19 protein-coding genes are annotated in these 21,464 nt (G+C 61.6%); 7 read left to right on the top strand and 12 right to left on the bottom strand.

Going from position 1 to position 21,464, the window contains the following annotated elements; translation table 11 throughout:
* Nucleotides 1–7: 7 nt before the first annotated feature.
* From AB4Z19_RS21955 to AB4Z19_RS21925, 7 genes are all read right to left on the bottom strand, one after another.
* Nucleotides 8–2,596 carry a family 20 glycosylhydrolase gene (locus AB4Z19_RS21955; protein ID WP_442023470.1) on the bottom strand — a complete coding sequence of 863 codons (2,589 nt, stop codon included), beginning with the start codon at nucleotides 2,594–2,596 and terminating at the stop codon, nucleotides 8–10.
* Nucleotides 2,597–2,598: 2 nt separating this feature from the next.
* Complete coding sequence (zwf, locus tag AB4Z19_RS21950) at nucleotides 2,599–4,062, bottom strand: glucose-6-phosphate dehydrogenase (RefSeq protein WP_442035987.1); 1,464 nt, start codon at nucleotides 4,060–4,062, stop codon at nucleotides 2,599–2,601.
* Nucleotides 4,063–4,115: 53 nt separating this feature from the next.
* Complete coding sequence (locus tag AB4Z19_RS21945; protein WP_442035985.1) at nucleotides 4,116–5,066, bottom strand: 2-hydroxyacid dehydrogenase; 951 nt, start codon at nucleotides 5,064–5,066, stop codon at nucleotides 4,116–4,118.
* A gap of 7 nt (nucleotides 5,067–5,073) precedes the next feature.
* Complete coding sequence (locus tag AB4Z19_RS21940; protein WP_442028522.1) at nucleotides 5,074–6,702, bottom strand: GH35 family beta-galactosidase; 1,629 nt, start codon at nucleotides 6,700–6,702, stop codon at nucleotides 5,074–5,076.
* A 62-nt stretch (nucleotides 6,703–6,764) separates the two neighbouring features.
* Nucleotides 6,765–7,382, bottom strand: a complete 618-nt coding sequence (locus tag AB4Z19_RS21935; RefSeq protein WP_442035983.1) for a TetR/AcrR family transcriptional regulator — start codon at nucleotides 7,380–7,382, stop codon at nucleotides 6,765–6,767.
* A 40-nt stretch (nucleotides 7,383–7,422) separates the two neighbouring features.
* Nucleotides 7,423–8,136, bottom strand: coding sequence for an SDR family NAD(P)-dependent oxidoreductase (locus tag AB4Z19_RS21930; protein ID WP_442035981.1), 714 nt, complete (start codon nucleotides 8,134–8,136; stop codon nucleotides 7,423–7,425).
* Nucleotides 8,137–8,155: 19 nt separating this feature from the next.
* On the bottom strand, nucleotides 8,156–9,031 hold the full coding sequence (locus tag AB4Z19_RS21925) for an NmrA family NAD(P)-binding protein (RefSeq protein WP_442028525.1): 876 nt from the start codon (nucleotides 9,029–9,031) through the stop codon (nucleotides 8,156–8,158).
* A 217-nt stretch (nucleotides 9,032–9,248) separates the two neighbouring features.
* Here AB4Z19_RS21925 and dctA point away from each other — a divergent pair, with 217 nt between their 5' ends.
* Both dctA and AB4Z19_RS21915 read left to right on the top strand, forming a co-directional pair.
* Nucleotides 9,249–10,541: a C4-dicarboxylate transporter DctA gene (gene dctA / locus AB4Z19_RS21920; protein ID WP_442035979.1), complete on the top strand. Its 1,293-nt coding sequence runs from the start codon at nucleotides 9,249–9,251 to the stop codon at nucleotides 10,539–10,541.
* Nucleotides 10,542–10,603: 62 nt separating this feature from the next.
* Complete coding sequence (locus AB4Z19_RS21915) at nucleotides 10,604–11,629, top strand: porin (RefSeq protein WP_442035977.1); 1,026 nt, start codon at nucleotides 10,604–10,606, stop codon at nucleotides 11,627–11,629.
* Between the two features lies 1 nt (nucleotide 11,630).
* Here AB4Z19_RS21915 and AB4Z19_RS21910 read toward each other — a convergent pair whose 3' ends face one another.
* On the bottom strand, nucleotides 11,631–12,554 hold the full coding sequence (locus tag AB4Z19_RS21910) for a LysR family transcriptional regulator (RefSeq protein WP_442023015.1): 924 nt from the start codon (nucleotides 12,552–12,554) through the stop codon (nucleotides 11,631–11,633).
* A 113-nt stretch (nucleotides 12,555–12,667) separates the two neighbouring features.
* Between AB4Z19_RS21910 and AB4Z19_RS21905 the strand changes: the two genes are divergently transcribed.
* Entirely contained in the window at nucleotides 12,668–13,543 is an 876-nt protein-coding gene (locus tag AB4Z19_RS21905; protein ID WP_442035976.1) for an amidohydrolase family protein, read from the top strand.
* A gap of 21 nt (nucleotides 13,544–13,564) precedes the next feature.
* Here AB4Z19_RS21905 and AB4Z19_RS21900 read toward each other — a convergent pair whose 3' ends face one another.
* Nucleotides 13,565–13,690 (bottom strand): PEP-CTERM sorting domain-containing protein, encoded by a 126-nt coding sequence (locus tag AB4Z19_RS21900; RefSeq protein WP_442035975.1) that lies wholly within the window; start codon nucleotides 13,688–13,690, stop codon nucleotides 13,565–13,567.
* A gap of 26 nt (nucleotides 13,691–13,716) precedes the next feature.
* Entirely contained in the window at nucleotides 13,717–14,244 is a 528-nt protein-coding gene (locus AB4Z19_RS21895; RefSeq protein WP_442023012.1) for a hypothetical protein, read from the bottom strand.
* A gap of 198 nt (nucleotides 14,245–14,442) precedes the next feature.
* Here AB4Z19_RS21895 and AB4Z19_RS21890 point away from each other — a divergent pair, with 198 nt between their 5' ends.
* From AB4Z19_RS21890 to AB4Z19_RS21875, 4 genes are all read left to right on the top strand, one after another.
* Nucleotides 14,443–15,675 (top strand): alpha-hydroxy acid oxidase, encoded by a 1,233-nt coding sequence (locus tag AB4Z19_RS21890; protein WP_442035974.1) that lies wholly within the window; start codon nucleotides 14,443–14,445, stop codon nucleotides 15,673–15,675.
* Between the two features lie 121 nt (nucleotides 15,676–15,796).
* Nucleotides 15,797–16,774 (top strand): LysR family transcriptional regulator, encoded by a 978-nt coding sequence (locus AB4Z19_RS21885; protein WP_442023010.1) that lies wholly within the window; start codon nucleotides 15,797–15,799, stop codon nucleotides 16,772–16,774.
* A gap of 11 nt (nucleotides 16,775–16,785) precedes the next feature.
* Entirely contained in the window at nucleotides 16,786–18,204 is a 1,419-nt protein-coding gene (gene pdxR / locus AB4Z19_RS21880; RefSeq protein ID WP_442023009.1) for a MocR-like pyridoxine biosynthesis transcription factor PdxR, read from the top strand.
* A gap of 195 nt (nucleotides 18,205–18,399) precedes the next feature.
* The gene (locus AB4Z19_RS21875) at nucleotides 18,400–19,371 is read left to right on the top strand and encodes a GlxA family transcriptional regulator (protein ID WP_442023008.1); all 972 of its coding nucleotides are present in this window, start codon (nucleotides 18,400–18,402) and stop codon (nucleotides 19,369–19,371) included.
* Here AB4Z19_RS21875 and AB4Z19_RS21870 read toward each other — a convergent pair.
* Entirely contained in the window at nucleotides 19,368–20,111 is a 744-nt protein-coding gene (locus tag AB4Z19_RS21870; protein WP_442023007.1) for a hypothetical protein, read from the bottom strand. The two genes, AB4Z19_RS21875 and AB4Z19_RS21870, sit on opposite strands and share 4 nt — an antisense overlap.
* A 3-nt stretch (nucleotides 20,112–20,114) precedes the next feature.
* Nucleotides 20,115–21,344 carry a hypothetical protein gene (locus AB4Z19_RS21865; RefSeq protein ID WP_442035973.1) on the bottom strand — a complete coding sequence of 410 codons (1,230 nt, stop codon included), beginning with the start codon at nucleotides 21,342–21,344 and terminating at the stop codon, nucleotides 20,115–20,117.
* Nucleotides 21,345–21,464: the final 120 nt, after the last annotated feature.

Genomic DNA, 21,464 nt, shown 5'->3' with positions numbered 1-21,464 from the left:
CGCAGGCTTATGGCAGGCGCACTTCCGACACCGCGCCCACCCGGCCGTTCTGCGCCACCGCAGCTACGCGTACCAGTCCATGGGTACGGATGGGGCCTGTCACGAGCGGGCTGTTTGCCGTCGGCACGCTGCCATCCAGCGTGTAGTGCAGTGCAAAGCTCGGCAGCTGATGATTGGCCAGCACCTGCCCGTGCTCGACGTGCAAGCCCGGTGGCGCGATGCGATAGGCGATGCCGCTGCGTTCTGCATCCAGGCGTGGCAGCACGCGCTTGCCTAGCTGGTTGGCGAAGACGGACCAGTCGCGGGCCTGCTCGGGCGCCCAGGCGCGTTCCGCCAGCGCGAGCATGCGCGGCATCAGCAGATAATCCATGCGATCGAGTTCGCGCACGGTTTCCGTGAACAGCGTGCACTCAATACCGAGGATGTTGCGCGTGCCATAGTGGGCTGGGTCAAACGCAAAGGCTTTGTCCAGCTCAGTGTATGCCGCCCAGTTCACGCCCGGTTCATCCGGATTGCGGTTGTAGGCCATGTCGAAATAGAGCTGCGTCGCCGGCGCCAGCACGACGCCATAGCCGGCATGCGCGAGCCGGTTGGCCATGTCCGCGGAGGTGCCGACGTCGTCCCAGACCAGCAGCTGAATGCCGCGCTGGCTGAAAGCCGGATTCGGCTCCTTGTGCCGCACGCCAAGCTCCTGCCAGCCATATGCGGACATGCCGTGCCGCGCCAGAATACCCGTCACGCGGTCGTAGAAACGGTCCCACAGGTCGGCGGTCGAGTTCAGCTTCAGGCGCTGGCTGGCCGGTGATTTTTCCCATGCACCGGCTGGGACTTCGTCGCCGCCAACGTGCATGCGGGCCAGCGGGACGCCTGCTTCCTTGTGCATGCTTGCGACTTCCGCGACAACGTGCTCGATGAAGGTGTAGGTGGAGTCCAGGCCAGGGTCCATCACGTGGTCGTGATATAGCTGGGGCGAGGTGTATGCCGAGCGGTCGCCGGGATCGCGCAGCATGTAGCGGCGCGCGGCGGCCGGATCGCTAGCGGCCAGGCGGCGGTAGCGCTGCTCCATGGCCTTCACGGCAGCCCGCGCGTGGCCGGGCATTTCAATTTCGGGGATGACTTCGATGTGCCGCGCCTGAGCGTAGCGCAGGATGGCGATGTAGTCCTCGCGCGTGTAAAAGCCGCTGCCGTGCGGGTCGTCCAACTGCGGGCCGGAGCCATAGGCAGGCTGCAAATGGCTGGCGACACTGAGCGTGTGGCCGCGACGTGCGCCGAAGTCCGTCAGCTCGGGCAGGCCTTTGATCGCCAGCCGCCAGCCTTCATCGTCGGTGAGGTGGAAATGGAATACATTGAGCTTGTAGCGTGCCATCAGATCGAGCAGGCGGAAGATGACTTCCTTACGCTGGAAGTTGCGCGCTACATCGAGCATGACGCCGCGATAGGCGAAGCGCGGCGCGTCGGTGATCTTCAGCTCGGACAACTCGACGCCGCCGGTCGCCGCAGGCATCAGCGGCAGCAACTGGCGCAGCGACTGCAGGCCACGGAATACGCCGCTCGGCGTGGCGCCCTGCACTGTGATGCCCTGCGCCGGATCGACGGCCAGCACATATGCCTCAGGCGAGGCGCTGCCGGTGACTTCGGCAACACGCAGCGTCAGGCGTGCCCTTGCCGCCGCTGACGCCGTGGTCGCAGGTGGGACCGGAAGCGTCGTCGTGGCCACGCCGGAGGCGGAACCGGCCGGGACCGCGCCAGTGGCGGGCACGCCGCCCCGGACGCCGGCCCGGCTGCCGGCTGGAGCGTGGGCCGTGCCGGGCGCCATCGCGCCGAAGTATGGTGCCAGCACGGCCGTTGCCATCACTGCTTCGTTGCGCAAGGCGGGCGGTGCGTCGATCATAGGCATGGCCGCCAGATGCAGCATGCCCGCGCCGCGCTCGGCGTGCTGCGGGCTTGGGAACACTGGCGGCAGCGCATCGGGCGCGATGTCGGCAATAGCGGAGTTGCGTGCGTACCAGTCTTCCGGCGTCACAATGGCCGGCGCATGCGGCCCGGCGTTCAGCTGCTCGGGGCGGAGTAAAGGCGCAATCTCGTAGCTGGTGATCGCAGCGCCGGATTCCGGCTGATTATCAAAGGCCAGATACGGTCCGGCGGGCGCTTTCACTGTGTTGGTCAGCGGGCCGGGGTAAAGAAAATCCGCCGCGACGCTGGCGCCTGGCGCCAGACCCGCGAAGCCAGCAACGGGACGCAGCCGGAACAACTGCCCGCTGACCTGTTCCAGCGCCAGGCCATTGCCCAACGATTGCGGCGCAAGGCCATCCATGACGTTGAAGTACAGCGCCCAGCCGCTGGTGGGCAAGGACAGCTTGTCACTGCTGATGGTCAGCCGCGCAAGCGCTCTGCCCGGCCCTTGGGGCGGGACCTCGTTGCGCAGCAGTTCCCAGCGCAGATGCAGCGGCCCAGCGCCAAACGCGCCCGCATCCGATGAGACGCCCGCCGTCGGGGTGGCGGCGGCGGGCGTCGCCGGCACGGTGATCGCCACGCCGAGAGCCAGCGAGAGCAGACCGCCTGCCAGTGCGAAGAAACCTCTGCGGCTGCGGGGCATGCCTATTCGACCCAGTTAAATCCATCCCGGGCCAGCAGCGCGAACGATTCGGATGGTCCCCAGGTACCAGCCGCGTAGTTGTTGGGCTTCTCGGCCAGCGCAGTCCAGCCGTTGATGATCGGCTCGACCCACTGCCATGCCGCTTCCAATTCATCGCGGCGCATGAAGTGCGTGAGGCGTCCGCGCACCACGTCGATCAGCAGGCGCTCGTAAGCCTCGGCGCGGCGCTGAGAGAAAGCGGACTGCAGGTCCAGGTTCAATTCAACCTGCTGCATCTTCATGCCGCTGCCCGGCTGCTTGGCCATGACCTGCAGCTTGATCGCCTCTTCCGGCTGCAACTCGATCACCAGGCGATTGGCAACACCGCCCGGGCTCTCAGGGAACAGCGGGAACGGCGGGTTCGCGAACTCCACCACGATCTTGGACGAACGGCGCTGCATGCGCTTGCCGGTACGCAGATAGAACGGCACCTTGGACCAGCGCCAGGTGTCCACGTAGGTTCGCAGGGCGACGAAAGTCTCGGTGCTGCTATCCTGCGGCACATTGCGCTCCTCCAGATAACCTTCCACCGGCTGATTGCCGCTCACACCGCGCACATACTGGCCGCGCACCGTATCGCGCGCAATGGTGGCCAGGGTGAAGGGCCGCAGCGAACGCAGCACCTTCAGCTTTTCATCGCGGACCGCGTCCGGCGCCAGCGACGCCGGCGGCTCCATGGCGACGATGCACAGCAGCTGCAGCAAGTGGTTCTGCACCATATCGCGCATGGCGCCTGCACTGTCGTAGAAGCCGGCGCGGCTGCCAACACCCACCTCTTCGGCCACCGTGATCTGTACGCTGGTGATGTTCGGCGCGCGCCACAGCGGTTCCAGAATCGAATTGCCAAAGCGCAGAACCATCAGATTCTGTACCGTTTCCTTGCCCAGATAATGGTCGATACGATAGATCTGCGATTCCTCGAAATGCTTGCCGACCGCCTCGTTGATCTCGACCGCCGATGCCAGATCGCGGCCCAGCGGCTTTTCCAGCACCACGCGGGCGTTCTTGTCGACCAGCCCAGCGGCGGCCAGCTTGTCGCAAATGGTGGTGAACAGGGACGGCGCGGTGGCCAGATAGAACACGCGCTCTGCACCGGGACGCGACGCCTTCGCCAGCGCCGCCAGATCATCCTGCTGCACATCCAGGCGCACATATTCCAGCAACTGCAGGAAGCCGCGCCATGCCTCGTCGGTGAAGGCGCCGCCGGTAATAAAGGAACGGGAATGCTCTTCGACAAAGGCCAGATAGGCATTCCGGTCGAATTCCTGGCGGCCAGTGGAAATGATGCGGGTTGTCGGAGGCAGGTTGCCATGCAGGTGAGCCATGTACAGCGCTGGCAGCAGTTTGCGCATGGCGAGGTCGCCCATGCCCCCGAAGATGATCATATCGAGGGCCAGGCTGCAGTCGGTTTGAGCGGTTGTGGTCATGTCGGATCAGGCTGAATTTTTGGGTACGAACGCTCATCATACCCAAAGTCTGACTACATGACAGGTGTAGCTAGCGGACGGCCGCTGAAATGCGCAAGAAGGTTGTCCACCACCAGCTGGCCCATGGCGTGGCGGGTTTCCACCGTCATGCTGCCGATGTGCGGTGTCAGAATCACGTCTTCCAGTTCACATAACGCAGCCGGAACACTCGGTTCGTCGGCGAAAACGTCCAGGGCGGCCATGCCAAGTGTCCGGTCATGCAGGGACGCGATCAGGGTTTGCTCATCCACCAGGGAGCCGCGGGCGATATTGATCAGTGTTCCCTGGGCACCCAATGCCTGCAGCACTTCCGCGTTGACCGCGTGATGGGTGGCCGGGCTGGCCGGGGCCGCGATCACCAGATAGTCGCTTGCTGCAGCCAGTTCGAGCAGGGAAGCAGCGCGTGGCACCGAAGCACCTTCAATGGCGCGCGGCTGGAAATAAAGTGTTTGCATGCCAAAGGCCTGGGCGCGCATGGCAATCGCCTGGCCAATCCGGCCGAAACCGAAGATGCCGCAGACTTTGCCGCGCAGGGCGCGTGCCGGCGTCAGCGCTTTTCCCGCCGCCCAGGAACCATTGCGGACGAAAGCGTCCATGGCCGGCAAACGGCGCGCGGCGGACAGTAGCAAAGTGAGCGCCAGATCAGCCACATCGTCGGTCAGCACGCCTGGTGTATTGCTGACCGCGATACCGCGCGCCCGGGTGGCCGCCAGGTCCACCGCATCGGTGCCGATGCCGTTGACGGCGACCATTTCCAGCTTCGGCAGCTGCGCCACCAGGTCTGCCTTGATACCGATGCTGCCGGTAGTGAGCACGGCCCGCACACCGCCTGCCACGCCGGCCAGCCAGGCTGCCTGCAGCTCCTTCGGCTGCTGCCACAAGTGGTGGCATTCGAAATGCTGTTCAAGTTGCGACATCACATCTGCCGACGAAACGGCCGCCATCACTAACACTTCAGGTTTCATGCTCTCCTCAGTAGGTGCCCAAGCGCACCTTGAGCACGACCGGCTTGTCGGTCAGGTTCAGACCATAATCGGTCTGATCCCCGTTCCAGTTACGTTCCATGACCCACTTGCCGGACGCGTCGAAATAGCCCTCTTCCACGCGGGCATATAGCGCGCGCTTGTTTTCGCCACCGATCTTAACACGGGCATTCTGACCGACGACGATGAACTCATTGTCGGCAATCTGGGCAATCGCCACGCCGCCATTGGGGGACTCGGTACCGGGCGGCAGCTCGGTGAGATTGGGGAAGAAGTGCTTCTCGCCCATCTGCCATTCGCGGAAGGACACCACCGCATTCCATCCCTTCATCTGAATCGTCTGCGGCGAACGCTCCTCGCTTTCCGCTACGCCGTAGGTGCGGCCCTCGAACGCCCATTTTGCCCACTGCCGCTGCATGGGGCGGAATACCTTGTACACCTTGGCGAAGGGCTCGACCATGCGCTTGTCTTTCAGCTTGGCGCCGAGCGGGAAATTACTGTAGTCGAAATAATCCAGACCAAAGGGTGAAAAGCCCAGCGCGCCGCGGCCGATGATCAGATAGGCGAAACGCGCAAAGTCTTCGGAATTGCCGATTTCAGGCACCAGCAGCGGATTATCGGGCCGCTGGAACTTGCCGATCGTCGCGGTGACCTTGGTCCACTCGTGCTGATAAATATCCGGCGCAGCAAGCTCGATATGCGGTGCGGCAGCTTTATAGATATCGATCGCGTCGAAGGTCGGACCGCCGCTGGCAAAGTTGTCCTTCCACGGCGCCATCGGTTCCAGCGGATCGCGCAGCGCATTATTGACGTACATCGGCAGGTCGTAAATCGCCCGCCCGGCCTTGGCGATTTCCTCGATATAGCTGGCGATGGCCCAGGTATGAAAGTATTGCTCGGCATACGGACCGTAGACCTGGGACCAGGTGCCCGCTGCGGCGCCCGGCGCCGGCGACTTCTTCGCCGCCAGGATTATTTGCGGCACCGGCTGCGCGAAAGCCGCCTGCGCCTTGGCGCCGTAATCGCGATCCAGGCCGTAAGTACCAACCTCGTTCTCCACCTGCACCATGATCACGGTGCGGTCCTTCTCGTCGATCTGCCTGACGTGCTTCATCAGTTCGACAAAGGCTTTGCGGTCGGCCTTCAGCGTCTCTTCGCCGAAGGGCGACAGGCAATAAATCGGCTCACCCGCCTTGTCCAGCATGCGCGGGAAGCGCGTGTTATTGAACTTCACCCATTCCGGCGCATAGGTGGCATTGGTGTTCTTCCAGGTACCAAACCACAGCAGCACCAGGCGCACCTTGTTCTGGCGCGCTTCCTTGACCAGGGTATCGACAAAGCTGAAATCGAAGCGCCCTTCCACCGGCTCGATCTGCTCCCAGGCCACCGGCACTTCGACCGTGTTGGCGCTGGCATCGGCCGTGGCCTGCCACAGCTGCTTGAGCGCCCCCGGATAGTTGCTGGAATTGTGAGCCTGTCCGCCCAGAATCAGGAACGGCGCGCCATCGACCATCAAGGCATGTCGCCCATCTTTCGAAACGATGCGCGGCAGCTCGCTGGCGATACTGGTTTGGATGAGACAGACGGATAGGATGAGGGGGCTGAGGTATTTGTGCATCCAAACATTTTGCATGCACCAAGCCAATTTGTGACCGATTTTGTAATCAATCGGATGATTGATCAGCGCCCAGCCATGCTTAAGGCCGGACTGGTCGCCGCCCCGTCGAGCAAGAGGGTGACCGCTTTCTGAGCGTTCACCAGGATCGCCTCAGCCGCCGCCTCTGCCGGCGTCATGCCGGAAAGCGTCACCGCCCCCACCAGGACCACCACAATTGATTCGGCCAGGCCCACATAATCCATGTAATCCAGCCGTATCAGGTAGGAGGCGAAGAGCTTCACAAAATGGGAATAGCCCTGGAACGCAGCGGTTTTGACCAGATCATCGGCCAATCTAAGTTCGCTGGACAGATTGGAGAGCGGACAACGTGGCTGGTCTTCCGCCGCAGTCAGTTGATGCAGATAGCGTTCAGCCATAATCTGGACGGCCTCACGCGGCGCCTTGCCGGAGATGGCAGCTTCGAGATTGGCAAAAATCTCCTCAAACCCCGTCGCCATGGCTTCCGCCACGAGCTGCTCTTTCGAATCGAAATGCCGGTAGAAGCCGCCCTGCGTCAGACCCGCCGCGATCATGATGTCCGAGATCGCCGTCGCAGCGATCCCGTTGCGCAGGAAGATATTGGCGGCCGTAGACAGAATTCGCTTACGCGTTTCCGCGGCATCGGCTTTCGATCTACGCACCACCAGCTTCCCCTTCCAAATAATAGAGGATTATAGCAATCTAAGCCCCAAATGGCGGAGGGTTCAGATATGCCGGATTGACGCCGCTCAAACTTGCTTTAATTGCCGCCGTGCCTTCATCGCCGAACACCTCATCCTGATTCGCCTCCAGTGCGTCCAGCGTACGAACCGCCACAACGTTCGGGTCGGTCTTGACCAGATCCAGGCTCGCAGTCATGTCGGTATCCATCAGGCCGACGTGCAGGCCCAGCACCTGTACGCCGGAAGCTTTGAGCGTCAGGCGCAGCGCATTCGTGTAACTCCATGCGGCGGCCTTCGAGGCACCGTACGCCGTCAGCATCGGAACGCCCAGCCAGGTGGCGTCCGACAGCACATTCACGATTGCTCCCCGCGCAGTTTTCAGCGCCGGGGCGAAAGCAGTCGACGCGCGCAGAATGCCGCCGTAATTGGTATTGAACATGCGATGCGAGGTTTCGACCAGCGCGCCGTCGAATGCATCCGCATCCAGCGCGACGATGCCGGCGTTGTTGATCAGGATCGTGGTATCGGCGCAGGCAGCAGCGGCGCTTTGCACGCTGTCCATGTCGGTGACATCAATCCGGACCGGCGTCATACCGGGTTCATTGAAACCCTGGGTATCGCGTACGCCGGCGTACACTTTCTTCGCGCCGCGGCGCAGTGCTTCGCGCGCCAATGCAAGTCCCAGGCCGCGCGAGGCGCCGGTCACAAATACGACTGAATTTTGAATGTTCATAGTTTGCTTTCTGATGAAGTTAAAAGAGATCGCGCTTGGCGTTGACGTATTCGGCCACCGTCTGCGGTGCCTTGCCCGTGAGCTTTTCGATAACCTGGTCTTCTCCGGCAAAGATCCCGTTCTGGTAATCCGTCGCAATGGCCATGAAGTGCTGAATCAGGAATTGATCAAGTTCGTATGAGTTTAGATGTTCCTCATACTCTTTCATGGTGAATGGGGCGTAGACGATTTTCCGGCCCAGGACGCGGCTCATTTCATCGGCGATCTGCTGCTGATTCATCTCGACAGGCCCGCACAGGGTGTAGGTCTTGCCAATGTGGCCGGCTGGATCAGCCAGCACAGCCGCGATAAAGCGCGCCTGGTCTTCCGCCGCAATGGCGGCATGGCGCCCTTCTCCGTAAGGCAATGTGATCTTGCCTTCCTGATTGATTTTGTCGCGTACCCACGGGAAGGTCAGCCACTCGGAAAAGAATGTCGGACGAATATGGACAGCAGGAACGCCGGACCAGTCCAGCACACGCTCAGCAATCCAGTGGTCGCGCGCCGCATGGCTTTTCGAGTTCTCGCGGGCGGAAATCTGGGACATCTCCACCACGACCTCCAGCCCGGCGCGCCGGGCGGCGTCAGCGAAATAGGCGGTTGCCTGGATATACCCTGGACGAACCGGGTAGCACAGATAAGCGCCATTGACACCCTGGGTGGCGCGAATGACATCGTCATGTTCCAGCAAATTGCCGACGACGATCTCCACACCTTTCGCCTTCAAGGCTGCACTGCGCTCATCTTCCGTGCGCACCAGAGCACGTACCGCATGCCCTTGCGCCAGCAGATTGTCGATGGTGTACACACCGGTTTTCCCGGTCGCGCCTGTCACGAGGAATTTACGCTGCTTCATACATTGCTCCTTAATGTGCATATGCACAGTTATGATGAAAAAATTTGCCCGCTGAGAGAACGGGCATCGCATTTGTTTTAGATTGTAATCGACATCTATAAATAGTCAAGGGCGAACCGACGTTATTCAATTTAGTCATAACAGCTAGTGCGTTATTGGCATTGTATGTTTTCCGGGCTATGACAGAATGCGCCTTAGACCTATAAGGAGACGTTTCATGCTGACTAGCACCATGGAGAGTGCGCCCGCCAAACCGGCTGTGCGGCGCTGGTATAAACAACTGTGGATTCAGGTTCTGATCGCGATGGCGCTCGGCATCCTGCTGGGCCACTATTTCCCTGAATTCGGCACCAAAATGCAGCCGCTGGGCGATGGCTTCATCAAGCTGATTCGCATGCTGATTGCGCCGATCATCTTATGCACGGTGGTACTGGGCATCGCCAAGATGGACGATATGTCCCGCGTCGGCCGCGTCGCCATCAAAGGCCTGCTGTATTTTGAAGTGATGACCACGATTGCGCTGGTGGTTGGCCTGGTGGTGGTCAATCTGTGGCAGCCGGGCGTGGGCATGAACGTCAACGCATCCAATCTGGATACGGCCTCCATCAAGAATTACGTGGCCCAGGGCCATGAGGCGGGCATCATCCCCTTCATCATGAATATCATTCCTTCGACGATGGTGGGATCGCTGTCGGAAGGACACATCCTGCAAGTGCTGCTGGTATCGGTGCTGCTGGGCTGCGCCCTGGTGCGTGTCGGTCCAATCGGCAAGCCGGTGATCGACGTACTGGAAGGCTTCTCCAAAGTCCTGTACGGCATGGTCGGCATTGTGATGTGGGCGGCGCCGCTGGGTGCTTTTGGCGCCATCGCTTTCACGGTCGGCAAATACGGCGCGACTGCCCTGCTCTCTCTGGGCAATCTGCTGATCTGCTTTTACGTGACCTGCCTGATCTTCATCTTCGCCATCCTCGGCCCGATCGCCCGCATGTGTGGATTCAGCCTCTTCAAGCTGATGCGCTATCTGCGCGAAGAAATCCTGGTCTGCCTGGCCACCACTTCCTCGGAAAGCGTGCTGCCGCGCATGCTGACCAAGATGGAGCAGCTGGGCTGCAAACCCAGCGTCGTCGGCCTGATCATCCCGACCGGCTACTCTTTCAACCTGGATGGCACCTGTCTCTACCTGTCGGCAGTGACCGTGTTCCTGGCGCAAGCCACCAACACTCCGCTGGACCTGACCCAGCAAATCGTGCTGCTCAGCGTTCTGCTGCTGACATCCAAGGGCGCCGCTGGTGTCGCCGGCGCTGCCTTCGTGGTGCTTGCCGCCACCTTGTCGACGGTCGGCTCGATTCCGGTCGCGAGCGTGGCCCTGATCCTCGGCGTGCACCGCTTGCTGTCCGAAGGCCTGACGCCGACCAACCTGATTGGCAATGCGGTCGCCACCATTGTCATCTCGAAATGGGAAAAGGCGCTGGACACCGAACAAATGCACCGCGTACTTAACCGCGAATAATTCCCTTCCCCCTGCCAGACGGACCACCAGAGTCCGTCGGCATTCAACCCGGAGACTTCACTATGCGCAGCCCACAACGCGCGGCAGCTTGCTGCCTCGTTGCCCTTTTTCTTGCAAGTACCAGCTATGCCTATGCAGCGGACGGCGTAGAAATCTATGGTCTGATCGGCAGCTATGCCGGCAGCATCAAACGCAGCGACAGCGTGGCACGCACTGCCGTCGTCGGCTCCGGCGGCTTGACCACGTCCTGGTGGGGCGTACGTGGCAGTGAAGATCTGGGCGGCGGCATGAAAGCAGTCTTCCAGCTCGAACAATTCTTCCAGCCCGATACCGGCGGCGCAGGCCGCAGTGCCGCTGACCCGACCGGCTTTTCACGCAGCGGCTGGGTAGGCCTCTCCGGCGCTTATGGCCAGCTGACTTTTGGCCGACACACCTCGCCTTATTACGTGTCGATGCAGATGGTGAATCCCTTCGGTTCTTCCGTGGTGTTCTCGCCGCTGGTGGTGCAAAGCTATGTGGCGTCCTTCAGCAACACCGTCATCGGCGACACCGTATGGAACAACGTGATCCAGTACGTGGCGCCAACCGTGGGCGGCTTGAGCACGACCGTGGTGTATGCGCCGGGCGAAGTAGCCGGCAACAACAAGGTCTATAACGCGGGCCTGCATTTCCGCTACGTGAACGGTGCGCTGACCGCAGTGTTCTCGGCCCAGCGCGATCGCACGGCAGCCGTGGCGCCATCGACCAGTCAGGACGCTTACCTGGCCGGCGTGGCTTACAACGCGGGCTGGGCCAAGCTGTACGCTTCGGCGCAGCACACCGACAACAATATCACCAACGTCACTTCGCGCACCTGGCAACTGGGCACTTCCGTGCCGGTCACCGCAACGGGATCGATCCTCGCCTCGTGGGCTCGCACCACGGTGGACAATCCGGCCGTCCACACCGGCGCCCACAATACTGGCGGCCTCGGTTACGACCACTATCTGTCAAAGCGTACCGATATCTATGCCACCTATCTGTACGACCATATCGATGGCCGCGTGAAGGGCAACAGCTACGCCGTCGGCATCCGCCACCTGTTCTGATTCAGCCCAGGTAAGCGTCGATATTTTTCTGGCGCGCTTCATACAGCGGCATGATTTCGCTCTCCAGCATGGCCACCGCGCGCGTGGCCAGCCGCGACATCGGGTGCTGGTTGCTGGTGGCGATCGCCATACGCCCCTGAATCACAGGATCGGTGATGCGTGTGCAGCGGAAGCGGTCCTTGCGCGGGTCGGCCAGGATCGCGTTCAAGGCCAGCGCGGCGTGGCCGAAGCCCTCGTCCACCAGATCCAGCAACGGCGGCACGGCGTCGATTTCCAGCGCGATATTCAGCTGCACGCCGCGCTCCGCCGCATACATCTCCACCAGGGTGCGGATCGCGTGCGTGCGGCCCGGAATAATCAGGGGATATTTATGCAGCTCTGCCAGCGTGATGGAAGACGGCACCTTGGCGTCGCGGCGGCTGATCAGAAAGATCTCTTCCGTGAACAGCACGCGCTTGTCGACCAGCGCGGTTTCACCGGTGTCGTACATGATGGCGGCATCGATCCTGCCCATCGCCAGCCATTCCGCCAGATTGCTGGACAGCCCTTCGGACACGGTAATGCTGGCTTGCGGGAATTGCTCGCGGAAGCCATGCACCAGCGCCAGCGTGGCAAAGCGTGCCACGCTAGGCGCCAGGCCAATGCGGAAATGCCCGTCCAGCGATCCCTGCAAATTGTTCAGCGCATTCCGCGCGCTATCCACCTGATGCAGGATGCCCTTGCTGTGCTCCAGCAGCACCCTGCCCGCTTCCGTCAGCACCACGCCGCGGCCGTTGCGGCGCAAGAGGTTCTGGCGCAGGTCCACTTCCAGCTGGCGCACCAGCCGGCTCAGCGCGGGCTGCGTGCGGCCCAGAATGGCCGATGCGCGGGTAAAGCTGTTCAATTCAGCGACGTGGACAAAGGCTTCGAGCTGGTCGAGATTCATGGCGGTTCAGCTATGCAGAAATCGCATATTAGCTAGTGAGGTATTGCCATTGTAACGAGTCGGCATGGTGGGCACAATCAGCCTCACAGAATCATCTTTACTCAAAACGCCTTATGAAAACTTGCCTGCCCCCCGATCCGAACCCCGTCAAACCGGCCTACCGCATGCCGCCCGGTGCCTGCGATGCGCACTGCCATGTGTTCGGCCCTGCGTCCAGATTCCCTTACGCGCCCGACCGCAGTTATACGCCGCCGGATGCGCCGGTAGAGGCGCTGCGCGCGCTGCATGACCGCCTCGGCGTTTCGCGCGCCGTGATCGTGCACGCCAGCTGCCACGGCACCGACAACACCGTCACCCTGGACGCCATCAAGTCCAGCAACGGCGCCTATCGCGGCGTGGCGAATGTGAATGCGGACATTACAGACAATGCGCTGGCCGACCTGCATGCAGGCGGTATTCGCGGCATCCGCTTCAATTTCGTGAAGCACCTGGGCGGCGTGCCGGACGTGTCGGTGATCGAAACGATGGTAAAACGCATCGCCCCTCTGGGCTGGCACATCGTGCTGCACTTCGATGCGGAGAACATCCCCGAACAGCAGGACCTGCTGCGCAAGATTACCGTGCCTTTCGTGATCGACCACATGGGCCGCGTGCGCGCCGAACAGGGACTGGAACAGCGTCCCTTCCAGCTACTGCTGCAACTGATGCGCGAGAACCCGCTGGCCTGGGTGAAGATCTGCGGCGCGGAGCGTGTATCCGCCGGCAAGCGCCCCTTCACGGACGCGATTCCTTTCGCGCAGCAACTGATCGCCACCGCGCCGGAACGCCTGCTGTGGGGCACCGACTGGCCCCATCCGAACATTTCCAAGGACATGCCGAACGACGGCGAATTGGTCAACCTGTTCTACGCCTACACCCACGACGAGAAAATCCAGAAGCAGATCCTGGTCGACAACCCGGCGCAGCTCTACGGCTTCGACCCACTGTAAGGCCGTCTGCCCTCGAAGGGCTTATCGTGCCGCACCATGCTGGCGGCGACGCGACATGACGCCAAGCAGGCCAAGGGCCGGGACCATCAGCGCGATGGCGGCCGGCTCAGGTACGGCTGCTGCAGCGCCTTCGGCAACGTCAGCCAAGTGAATTTTCACATTTACGGCACAAGTTATTTTGCCAGGCCCGCCAGTAAGGCTGGCGTACTGTCGCTGTCGGCCTGCGCGCGGTACAGCGCCATCACGTCGGCAGGCTTGGTCGAATCCTTGGCAACCAGCGAGTTCAATCGTTTGATGAAGGCTGCGCTGCTGAATGGATCAGGGAGACTGTCTTCGAATTCTTTTGCGGTCACCTTGCCGTCCTTGTCCATGTCCATGGCGGCATACAGCGCCGCGGTGTCCTGTGCGCTGCCGCCGCCGGCCTGCACCTGGCTGCCCAGTTCTGCGGCCGAGATCATATGGTCCTGGTCCTTGTCGACGTCGGCCAGCACCTTGTCCTTGTAGTCACCGGCGAAGGAGCGCACGGTCAGCGTGAATCCTTTGGCCGCCAGACTGGCGACACCGGCGGCATTCTGCGCGGCGAGTGCGGCTGCATCGGCGTCGGCCTTGGCTGAATCGGCCTGGGCCTGATAAACGGAAGGCTGCTTGCGCGCGGTGTTGGCTGGATGCGCCGCCGGATTGGAAGAAATGGAGTTGACCATAGGACGCCCGAGTTGTTGAGTCCACCCATTGTGCGGCAACTCGCGCGGCAACTTTAGAGCCATATTCCGCTTTTCGCATTGGGCCATGATTGGTGTGCGCCATGCACCATGGTGCTGCCCGCCGCATGCCTACCGGCCGCCCGGTCCAAATCCTAGAATCGATTGCACTTCATCTGAACGCCATCAAAGGACATGGACATGAATCATATCGACGCCCGCCGCCAATTGCTGCGCTACCTGGCCTCCAGCCCGCTGTTTGCCGCACTTCCCTCGATCTCACTGGCGCAGAGCTACGATGTACTGCGCGCGCAAACCAAGAAGATCGGCGACATCATCGACTCGCCCGAGGATGCATTGGACGTATTCGATTTCGAACCCGCCGCCCGCAAGGCCCTGCCGCCGGCGCACTACGGCTACCTGGCGACCGGCGTCGATGGCGACGCCACCCTGCGCGCCAACAGCGAGGACTACGCCAAAGTGCGCATCAAGGCTAGCCGCCTGATCGATGCGCGCAAGATCGACACGCGCATGCATTTGTTCGGCCTGGAATACGCCAGTCCGATCTTCCTCTCCCCGGTCAGCAGCCAGGGTGCATTCCACGCCGACGCCGAAATAGCCGTTGCACGCGCGGCCCGCAAAAAGGGCATGCATATGATTCTGTCGACGGTCGGCAATTCTGCGATCGCGGACGTCAGCAAGGAACATGGCTCGCCGGTCTGGCTTCAGTTGTATCCCACCGACGACTGGGGCGTGACGATGGCCCTGATCAGGAAGGCCGAGGCAGCAGGCACGCCGGCGCTGGTGCTGACCGTGGATCGCCAGGGTGGACGCAATACGCAAACCCTGTTCCGCCTGCGCCGCAACGACGACCGCACTTGCATCGCCTGCCACGGCGGCGGCTTCGCCAATGAGGTGTCGCGCAAGCCCATGTTCCAGGGCGTTGACGTATCGAAGGTCACCAATCTGTATGGCACCGGCATGACCTGGGAGTTCGTCAACAAGCTCCGTAACAGCACCAAAATGAAAATTCTCCTGAAGGGCATCATGACGGCCGAAGATGCGGAGAAGGCGGTGCGGGCCGGCGTGGACGGCATCATCGTCTCCAACCACGGCGGACGCGCCGAAGAAAGCCTGCAATCCACCATCAGCGCCCTGCCCGCCGTGGTCAAGGCCGTCGACGGGAAGGTGCCGGTGCTGGTTGATGGCGGTGTGCGGCGCGGCACCGATGTGTACAAGGCGCTGGCACTGGGCGCTACCGCTGTCGGTATCGGGCGGCCTTATTGCTGGGGCCTGGCCGCATTCGGCCAGCCCGGCGTGGAAGCGGTTCTCTCCATTCTACAGCGTGAGTTCGAAACCATCATGCGCCAGGCGGGCCCCACCAGTCTGAAGCAAATCACCGCGGCCTCAGTCATCAGCGGCCTTCAGGCATGAGCTCTCCCTCTCACTAAATGCCTAATGGCGCTGGCATAAAATCCGGGAAATTTGGCACTTTTTCCCGGATCAGCGCTCCTACAATTTCAGCGTGTCCCCCGTGTTATCTGCCTCGCTGAACATGAATCCTGAACAACACAGTAGCGATCCCCTCGCCGCGAGCTTTTCGACGACTTATGCTGGCGTCATCGCATTCATTACCGTGGTCCATGAAGGCAGCTTTGCCAGCGCCGCACATCGGCTTGGCATCGGACGCTCGGCGGTCAGCCGCAGCGTTCAGCGCCTGGAGGAGCAACTCAATACGCGCCTGTTTCAGCGCACCACGCGCAGCACCTCGCTGACCGACGAGGGGCAGCTGTTCTATGAATCGTGCCGGCCCGGCGTCGAATGCATCATCCGCTCTGTCGAAGAGATGCAGGCGCTGCGTAGCTGCTCGCCACGCGGACAGCTACGCATCAGCGCAACGGCGGGCTTTGGCCGGAAGATCGTGGCGCCCTTGCTGCGCGGCTTCTACGACCAGTATCCCGATATCGCGCTGGATTTGATACTGGATGAAAAACAGGCCAATTTCGTTTCGGACCGTATCGACATTTCCTTCGTCAATGGCCGGGTTGACGATGGCCAGGTCGTGGCCAAACAACTGGTTCCGATGCAGATGCATATCTGTGCCTCACCGGAATACGCCCGGCAGTACGGCCTTCCGCAATGTATCGAGGATTTGGCGAACCATCGCTGCGTGAATTTGCGGTTAGCCTCCGGCCGCATCTATGAATGGGAATTCAAGGTCCAGGGGCATATGCAGAAAGTGGCCCCCAAGGCATCGCATTGTTTCAACGATCCGGACCTGGTGCTGCAAGCCGTGCTGCGCGGCGAAGGTGTGGCCCAGCTGGCGGGCTACCAGATCAGCGATCATTTGCGCTCCGGCGAGCTGGTGGTGTGCCTGGCCCAATATGCGCCGGACGATCGCGGCCACTTCATCTGCTTCCTGAGCCGCCATCACCTGCCCGCCCGCATCAGGGTCTTCGTCGATTACATGACCCAGGCCATCCGCGCCATGGATCTCTATAACTGGGGCGACCTTCATCACGCCCAGCATTAACGTCCGTCCGCATGCATCTACAATTTAAAGAGCACCTTACGCTCGATGGCAATAGCCCGATCCCGCTATACCGGCAGATCCATCAGCGCGTACGCGAGGCTGTCGAAACCGGCCTGCTGCGGCCCGGCGACCGGGTGCCGGCCACGCGCGCACTGGCACAGGAACTCGGGCTCGCGCGCGGCACTGTCGCCACGGCGTACAAGCTGCTGATCGCAGAGGGCTATGTGGAAGCGCGCGGCCAGGGCGGTTGCGTGATTGCAGGCAGACTGGCTTCCGCTGCGCAGACGCGCCAGCCTGTGCGTACGCGCCCCGCCCCGCGTGAAATGGATGGCGGCGCCTCGAAACCCAGACCCTTTCAAATGGGGCTGCCTGCGCTGGACGCCTTCCCGCGCAAGACCTGGGCGCGGCTGGCTGCGCGTGCGGCACGCGCCACGCAGCTGCATCATATGGTCAAGGAATCGTGCTTTGGCGCGCCCGAACTGCGCAGCGCCATCGCAGGATATCTGAAGATCGGACGCGGCATCGACTGCGCACCGGAGCAGGTTTTCATCACGTCCGGCTATCGCAGCTCAATGGAACTAGTCATGCGCGCCCTCCTCGCGCCCGGCGAACAGGTCTGGATCGAAGAACCGGCCTATCCACCCACGGTTGCCTTGCTGCGCGGCGCCGGCCTGATGCCGGTGCCGGTTCCTGTTGACCAGGAAGGGCTGGCGGTGCCGTTTGGCCTGTCGCTGGCGCCGGATGCGCGTGCTGCCGTCGTCACGCCCGCGCATCAGTCGCCGCTGGGCGCCACACTGTCCGCATGCCGGCGCCGCGCATTGCTGGACTGGGCCGCGCAAAAGCAGGCCTGGCTGATCGAGGACGATTACGACGGCGAATTCCGCTATGTCAGCCGTCCCTTGCCGGCGCTCGCCAGCTGCGGTACTGCGGGCCGCGTGATCCACTGCGGCACCTTCAGCAAAGTGCTGTTCCCCTCCATCCGTCTGGCCTACGTCGTCGTGCCACCGGCACTGGTCGACATCTTCGAGAATACCTGCAGCGTGATCGCGACCGGCTGTCCGGTGCTCACGCAAACGATCGTCAGCAATTTCATGCTGGAGGGGTATTTCTCGCGCCACGTGCAGCGCATGCGCGAGCTGTATGGCGAACGGCACCAGCTTGCCATTGATGGTTTGAGCAGTGTCCTCGGCGACCGGCTGCAGTTCGCGCCGCAGCATGGCGGCATGCATCTTCTGGCGCTGACTGCCGATGGCAGYGATAAAGCGCTGGCCGACCGCATGCGCGGAGACGGCATGGCGCCGCAGGTACTATCCGAGTGGTACGCCGGTTCGCCCGGCCAATGCGGTCTTCTGCTGGGATTCACGAATATCAGCTCCGCCGCACAAGCGGCCGAACTGGGGCAGCGTATCGCACGCATCATGGATGAATAAGCGGGCACCCCGATGGATCAACTGAAAAGTCGATTCATGGCCCAGACATTGGACTACTTCAATTCGCGCTTCATGGCACTATTGCGTCCGGCAGGCCCCAGCTACTGAGGCCGTAATTTGTAGTGGAAGAATCAAGCGTAAATGGTAGACACCCCGGAAATCAAGCCAGTTTCGATCAACAGGAAGCGGCACATTTTGTTTATCGCATTTTCCGGCATGCAGATGCTCGACCTGGCCGGCCCGCAAACCGTATTCTGGCTGGCATCGCAACGTTTGAAGAAGCGTGGACTGGCGAGCTATGAGTGCAGCACTGCCAGCGTAAGCGGGGGCCTGGTGCCCGCGCTGGAAGGCGTGGCGCTGCACACTTCGGCCCTGGTCGATGTCGCCGTGAATGAGACTGACACCATCTTTATCCCAGGCTGCCAGGACATCGCTCCCTCAGTGGAGCAGTCGGCGGAACTGGTGGAATGGCTGCGTCTATCTTACGGTATAGCGCGCCGCACAGCGGCACTTGGCAGCGGCGCGTTTCTACTGGCGAAGGCGGGACTACTGGAAGGGAAACGCGCGACCACGCACTGGAGTTTGTGCGACGTGCTCCGGGAATGCTATCCCGCCATTGAAGTCGACTCCGATGCGATCTTTGTCCAACAGGACGAGATCTGGACGTCCGCCGGCGTGGCAACGGGGATCGATCTCGCGCTGGCCTTGATCGAAGCCGATTGCGGCCGCGAAATCGCGCTGGAAGTGGCAAGAGAACTGGTCGTCTTCCTGAAGCGTCCGGGCGGCCAATCGCAATTCAGCATGCTGCTGCAAGCGCAAACCCAGCACAGCGTGGCATTCGACGATCTGCATCTCTGGATCGCCGACAACCTTGGCCGCCAGACGCTGACCGTCGAACATCTCGCTGAACGGGCGAATATGAGTACGCGTAACTTCGCCCGTGTCTACAAGGAGAAAACCGGCCGCTCTCCCGCCAAGGCGGTGGAGGTATTCAGGCTCGAAGCAGCGCAGCGGATGCTGGAAGATTCCAGCCGCAGCATGGGCCAGATCGCCCGTGCGACCGGTTTCGGCGATGAGGAGAGAATGCGCGTGACGTTTCAGCGCAATCTCGGTATCGCGCCTACGGAATACCGCAAGCGATTCACGCGCGAAGTCAGCGACGCTTAGTCGACTGAGAACGCCACGGCTTCATCGGCCGCTGGGCCGCGCGGCATATCCGCGGAAGTTTCGAAGTGGCCGTTCAGGCGATTGCCGGCGGCGTCCTCCAGGGTGCCGCGTACAACAAGTTGGTACTTCCCGGCGCGCCACGGCTTCTGCGGCGTAAAGGTCCAGACGCTCTCGCCTTGTTGGAGCCCGGCACGCCCTTCGACTCGCCGGCCATGCCCATCGACGATGGCCAGATAGCCCGCATCCCTGCCATCGATGGGTCCATCCAGTGTCACAACAAGCACTTGCCTGGATGCCCTGTGCACTGCCGACAGCTTCCAGGCCGATGCTGCCGGCCCGTCTGTCTTGGCCGCGCCGACGTGCCACTGCCGGACAGGCGCCCCGTCCAGCGTCAGAACCACATCATCCTGCTCCGCCAGAATCGGCCCCAGTTCATCGTGCGCATTCAAGCCGCTCTTGACGCGGCCCGGATGCAGCAGCACCGTCAGAATCCTGCCGTCCGGCGACCAGAGTTCCTGTTCCAGAAACGGCTCCTGAATCGCAGCACCGTCCGCGTGCATCAGAGCGAGCCTGGGCAGCACCGGTCCTTCAATCGGTGCTGCAAACTCGATGGAGATGCGCAGCAGATTGGCTGGTATCTGTGGCGCGGACGGATGCACCAGCAAGATGCGCGCTTCGGCCTGCGCCGCATTGGCGGCTACCGCAAACGCCAGGATGCCAATCCACTGTAGCAGGCGCATGGCTTACTCCGATGCCTTGACCAGATCAGGGAAGCCTTCATCCTTCATGATCTGATCCAGACGAGGTTTCACATACTGGAGCTGGAAGGCGTTGTCCTTGAACCGGAAGTCAGGGAAAGCGTATTCCGAAAGGTGGTCACTCAGGCGGAAGCTCAGCTCCTTGCTGACGGAAACCAGCTGCAGCGTGTCCTTCTCAAGGAAGCGGCGCACCAGCAGGAAGGACTTGTCGTCCAGATTATCGAGCCGCAGAGCGCCTACCAGCGGGGCCTGCGCTACATCCAGACCGGCAATCTGGCCATATGGCACAGGCTTTTCCAGACCAGGACGGGCATCGGCGGCTTCCAGCTGCGATACCGGAATGATGTTCGACACCCGCTCGAAATTCACCAGCAGCAGGTAATCCTCCGTCTTGCCATTGTCGGTTTTGGAGTACGAGATCATGCCGGCTGGCGTGTTGCCATAGCCTAGCTCAGCGATCGTCTTGCCCTTTATGTGGGCGCCATCCTTCAGATCGTCGAGCGGAATCAGGACCACGGGCGTGCAGGTGTAGGCAGCCACCAGATAGGACTTGCCGCCCCAGTTGGCAAAGCTCATCGCGCGAATCGGTGCACGGGTTTCCACCAGATTGTGACCCGTGTGATAAATCTCCACAGAGCTGATCGACTGATCGGCGCCGAATGGATATTTGACCCGGCGCAGCGTTGAAGCGAAGTCCTGATTGGAAAGACCCGCCACGAACAGTTCGCCGTTACGCCACTTCATGTCGGTCACCGTGAAGCTGCGCTGCGGTGTCTCTTTCCAGATTTTGTAGTCCGATGTATTGGCATTGCGCAGCGCCACCGACGTAGCTTTCGCCGCTTTCAGATCGATGCGGCGGGCCTTGTTGTCGCTCGTGACCACAAACAGTGCGGGTGTCTTCGCAGCGCCATAGCTGATCGCGACATAGGCTTCCGCCGTGCCGGGACGCACAACCATATCTTCAACCGTAATTTTTCCGCCGCCGACCTGTTTGGATAGCAGTCCTTCGAGATCGAGAATGTTGAATTGCGTTCCGCTCGGCTTTTGCTGCGCAGCCGGCAGGGTAAGCGCGTGCACCTTCGCCGCCTTCCAGTCGGCGACAAACAGCACATTATCCGGTCCTGCAGCGAGGCGGGAAATGGATTTGACATCGGCCGCATGGGCGGCGCTGGACGCAGCCAGACAGCAGGCCAGCGTGATTACAGTAGTACGCATGAATAGCTCCTCATTAAGTTATTGACCACGAATTAATTGTAGGAATGGCTGTCGCGTAGCGCTAGGCATGTGGGAAGCACCATCGTGTTGACTTCACCGCACCGATGCGATTGGTGCGTT

This window comes from Pseudoduganella sp. RAF19 (assembly GCF_052114165.1).
Taxonomy (GTDB): Bacteria; Pseudomonadota; Gammaproteobacteria; order Burkholderiales; family Burkholderiaceae_D; genus Rugamonas.
The sequence above is the reverse complement of the archived record's forward strand: the minus strand, read 5'-3'. Positions and strand labels throughout refer to the sequence as shown.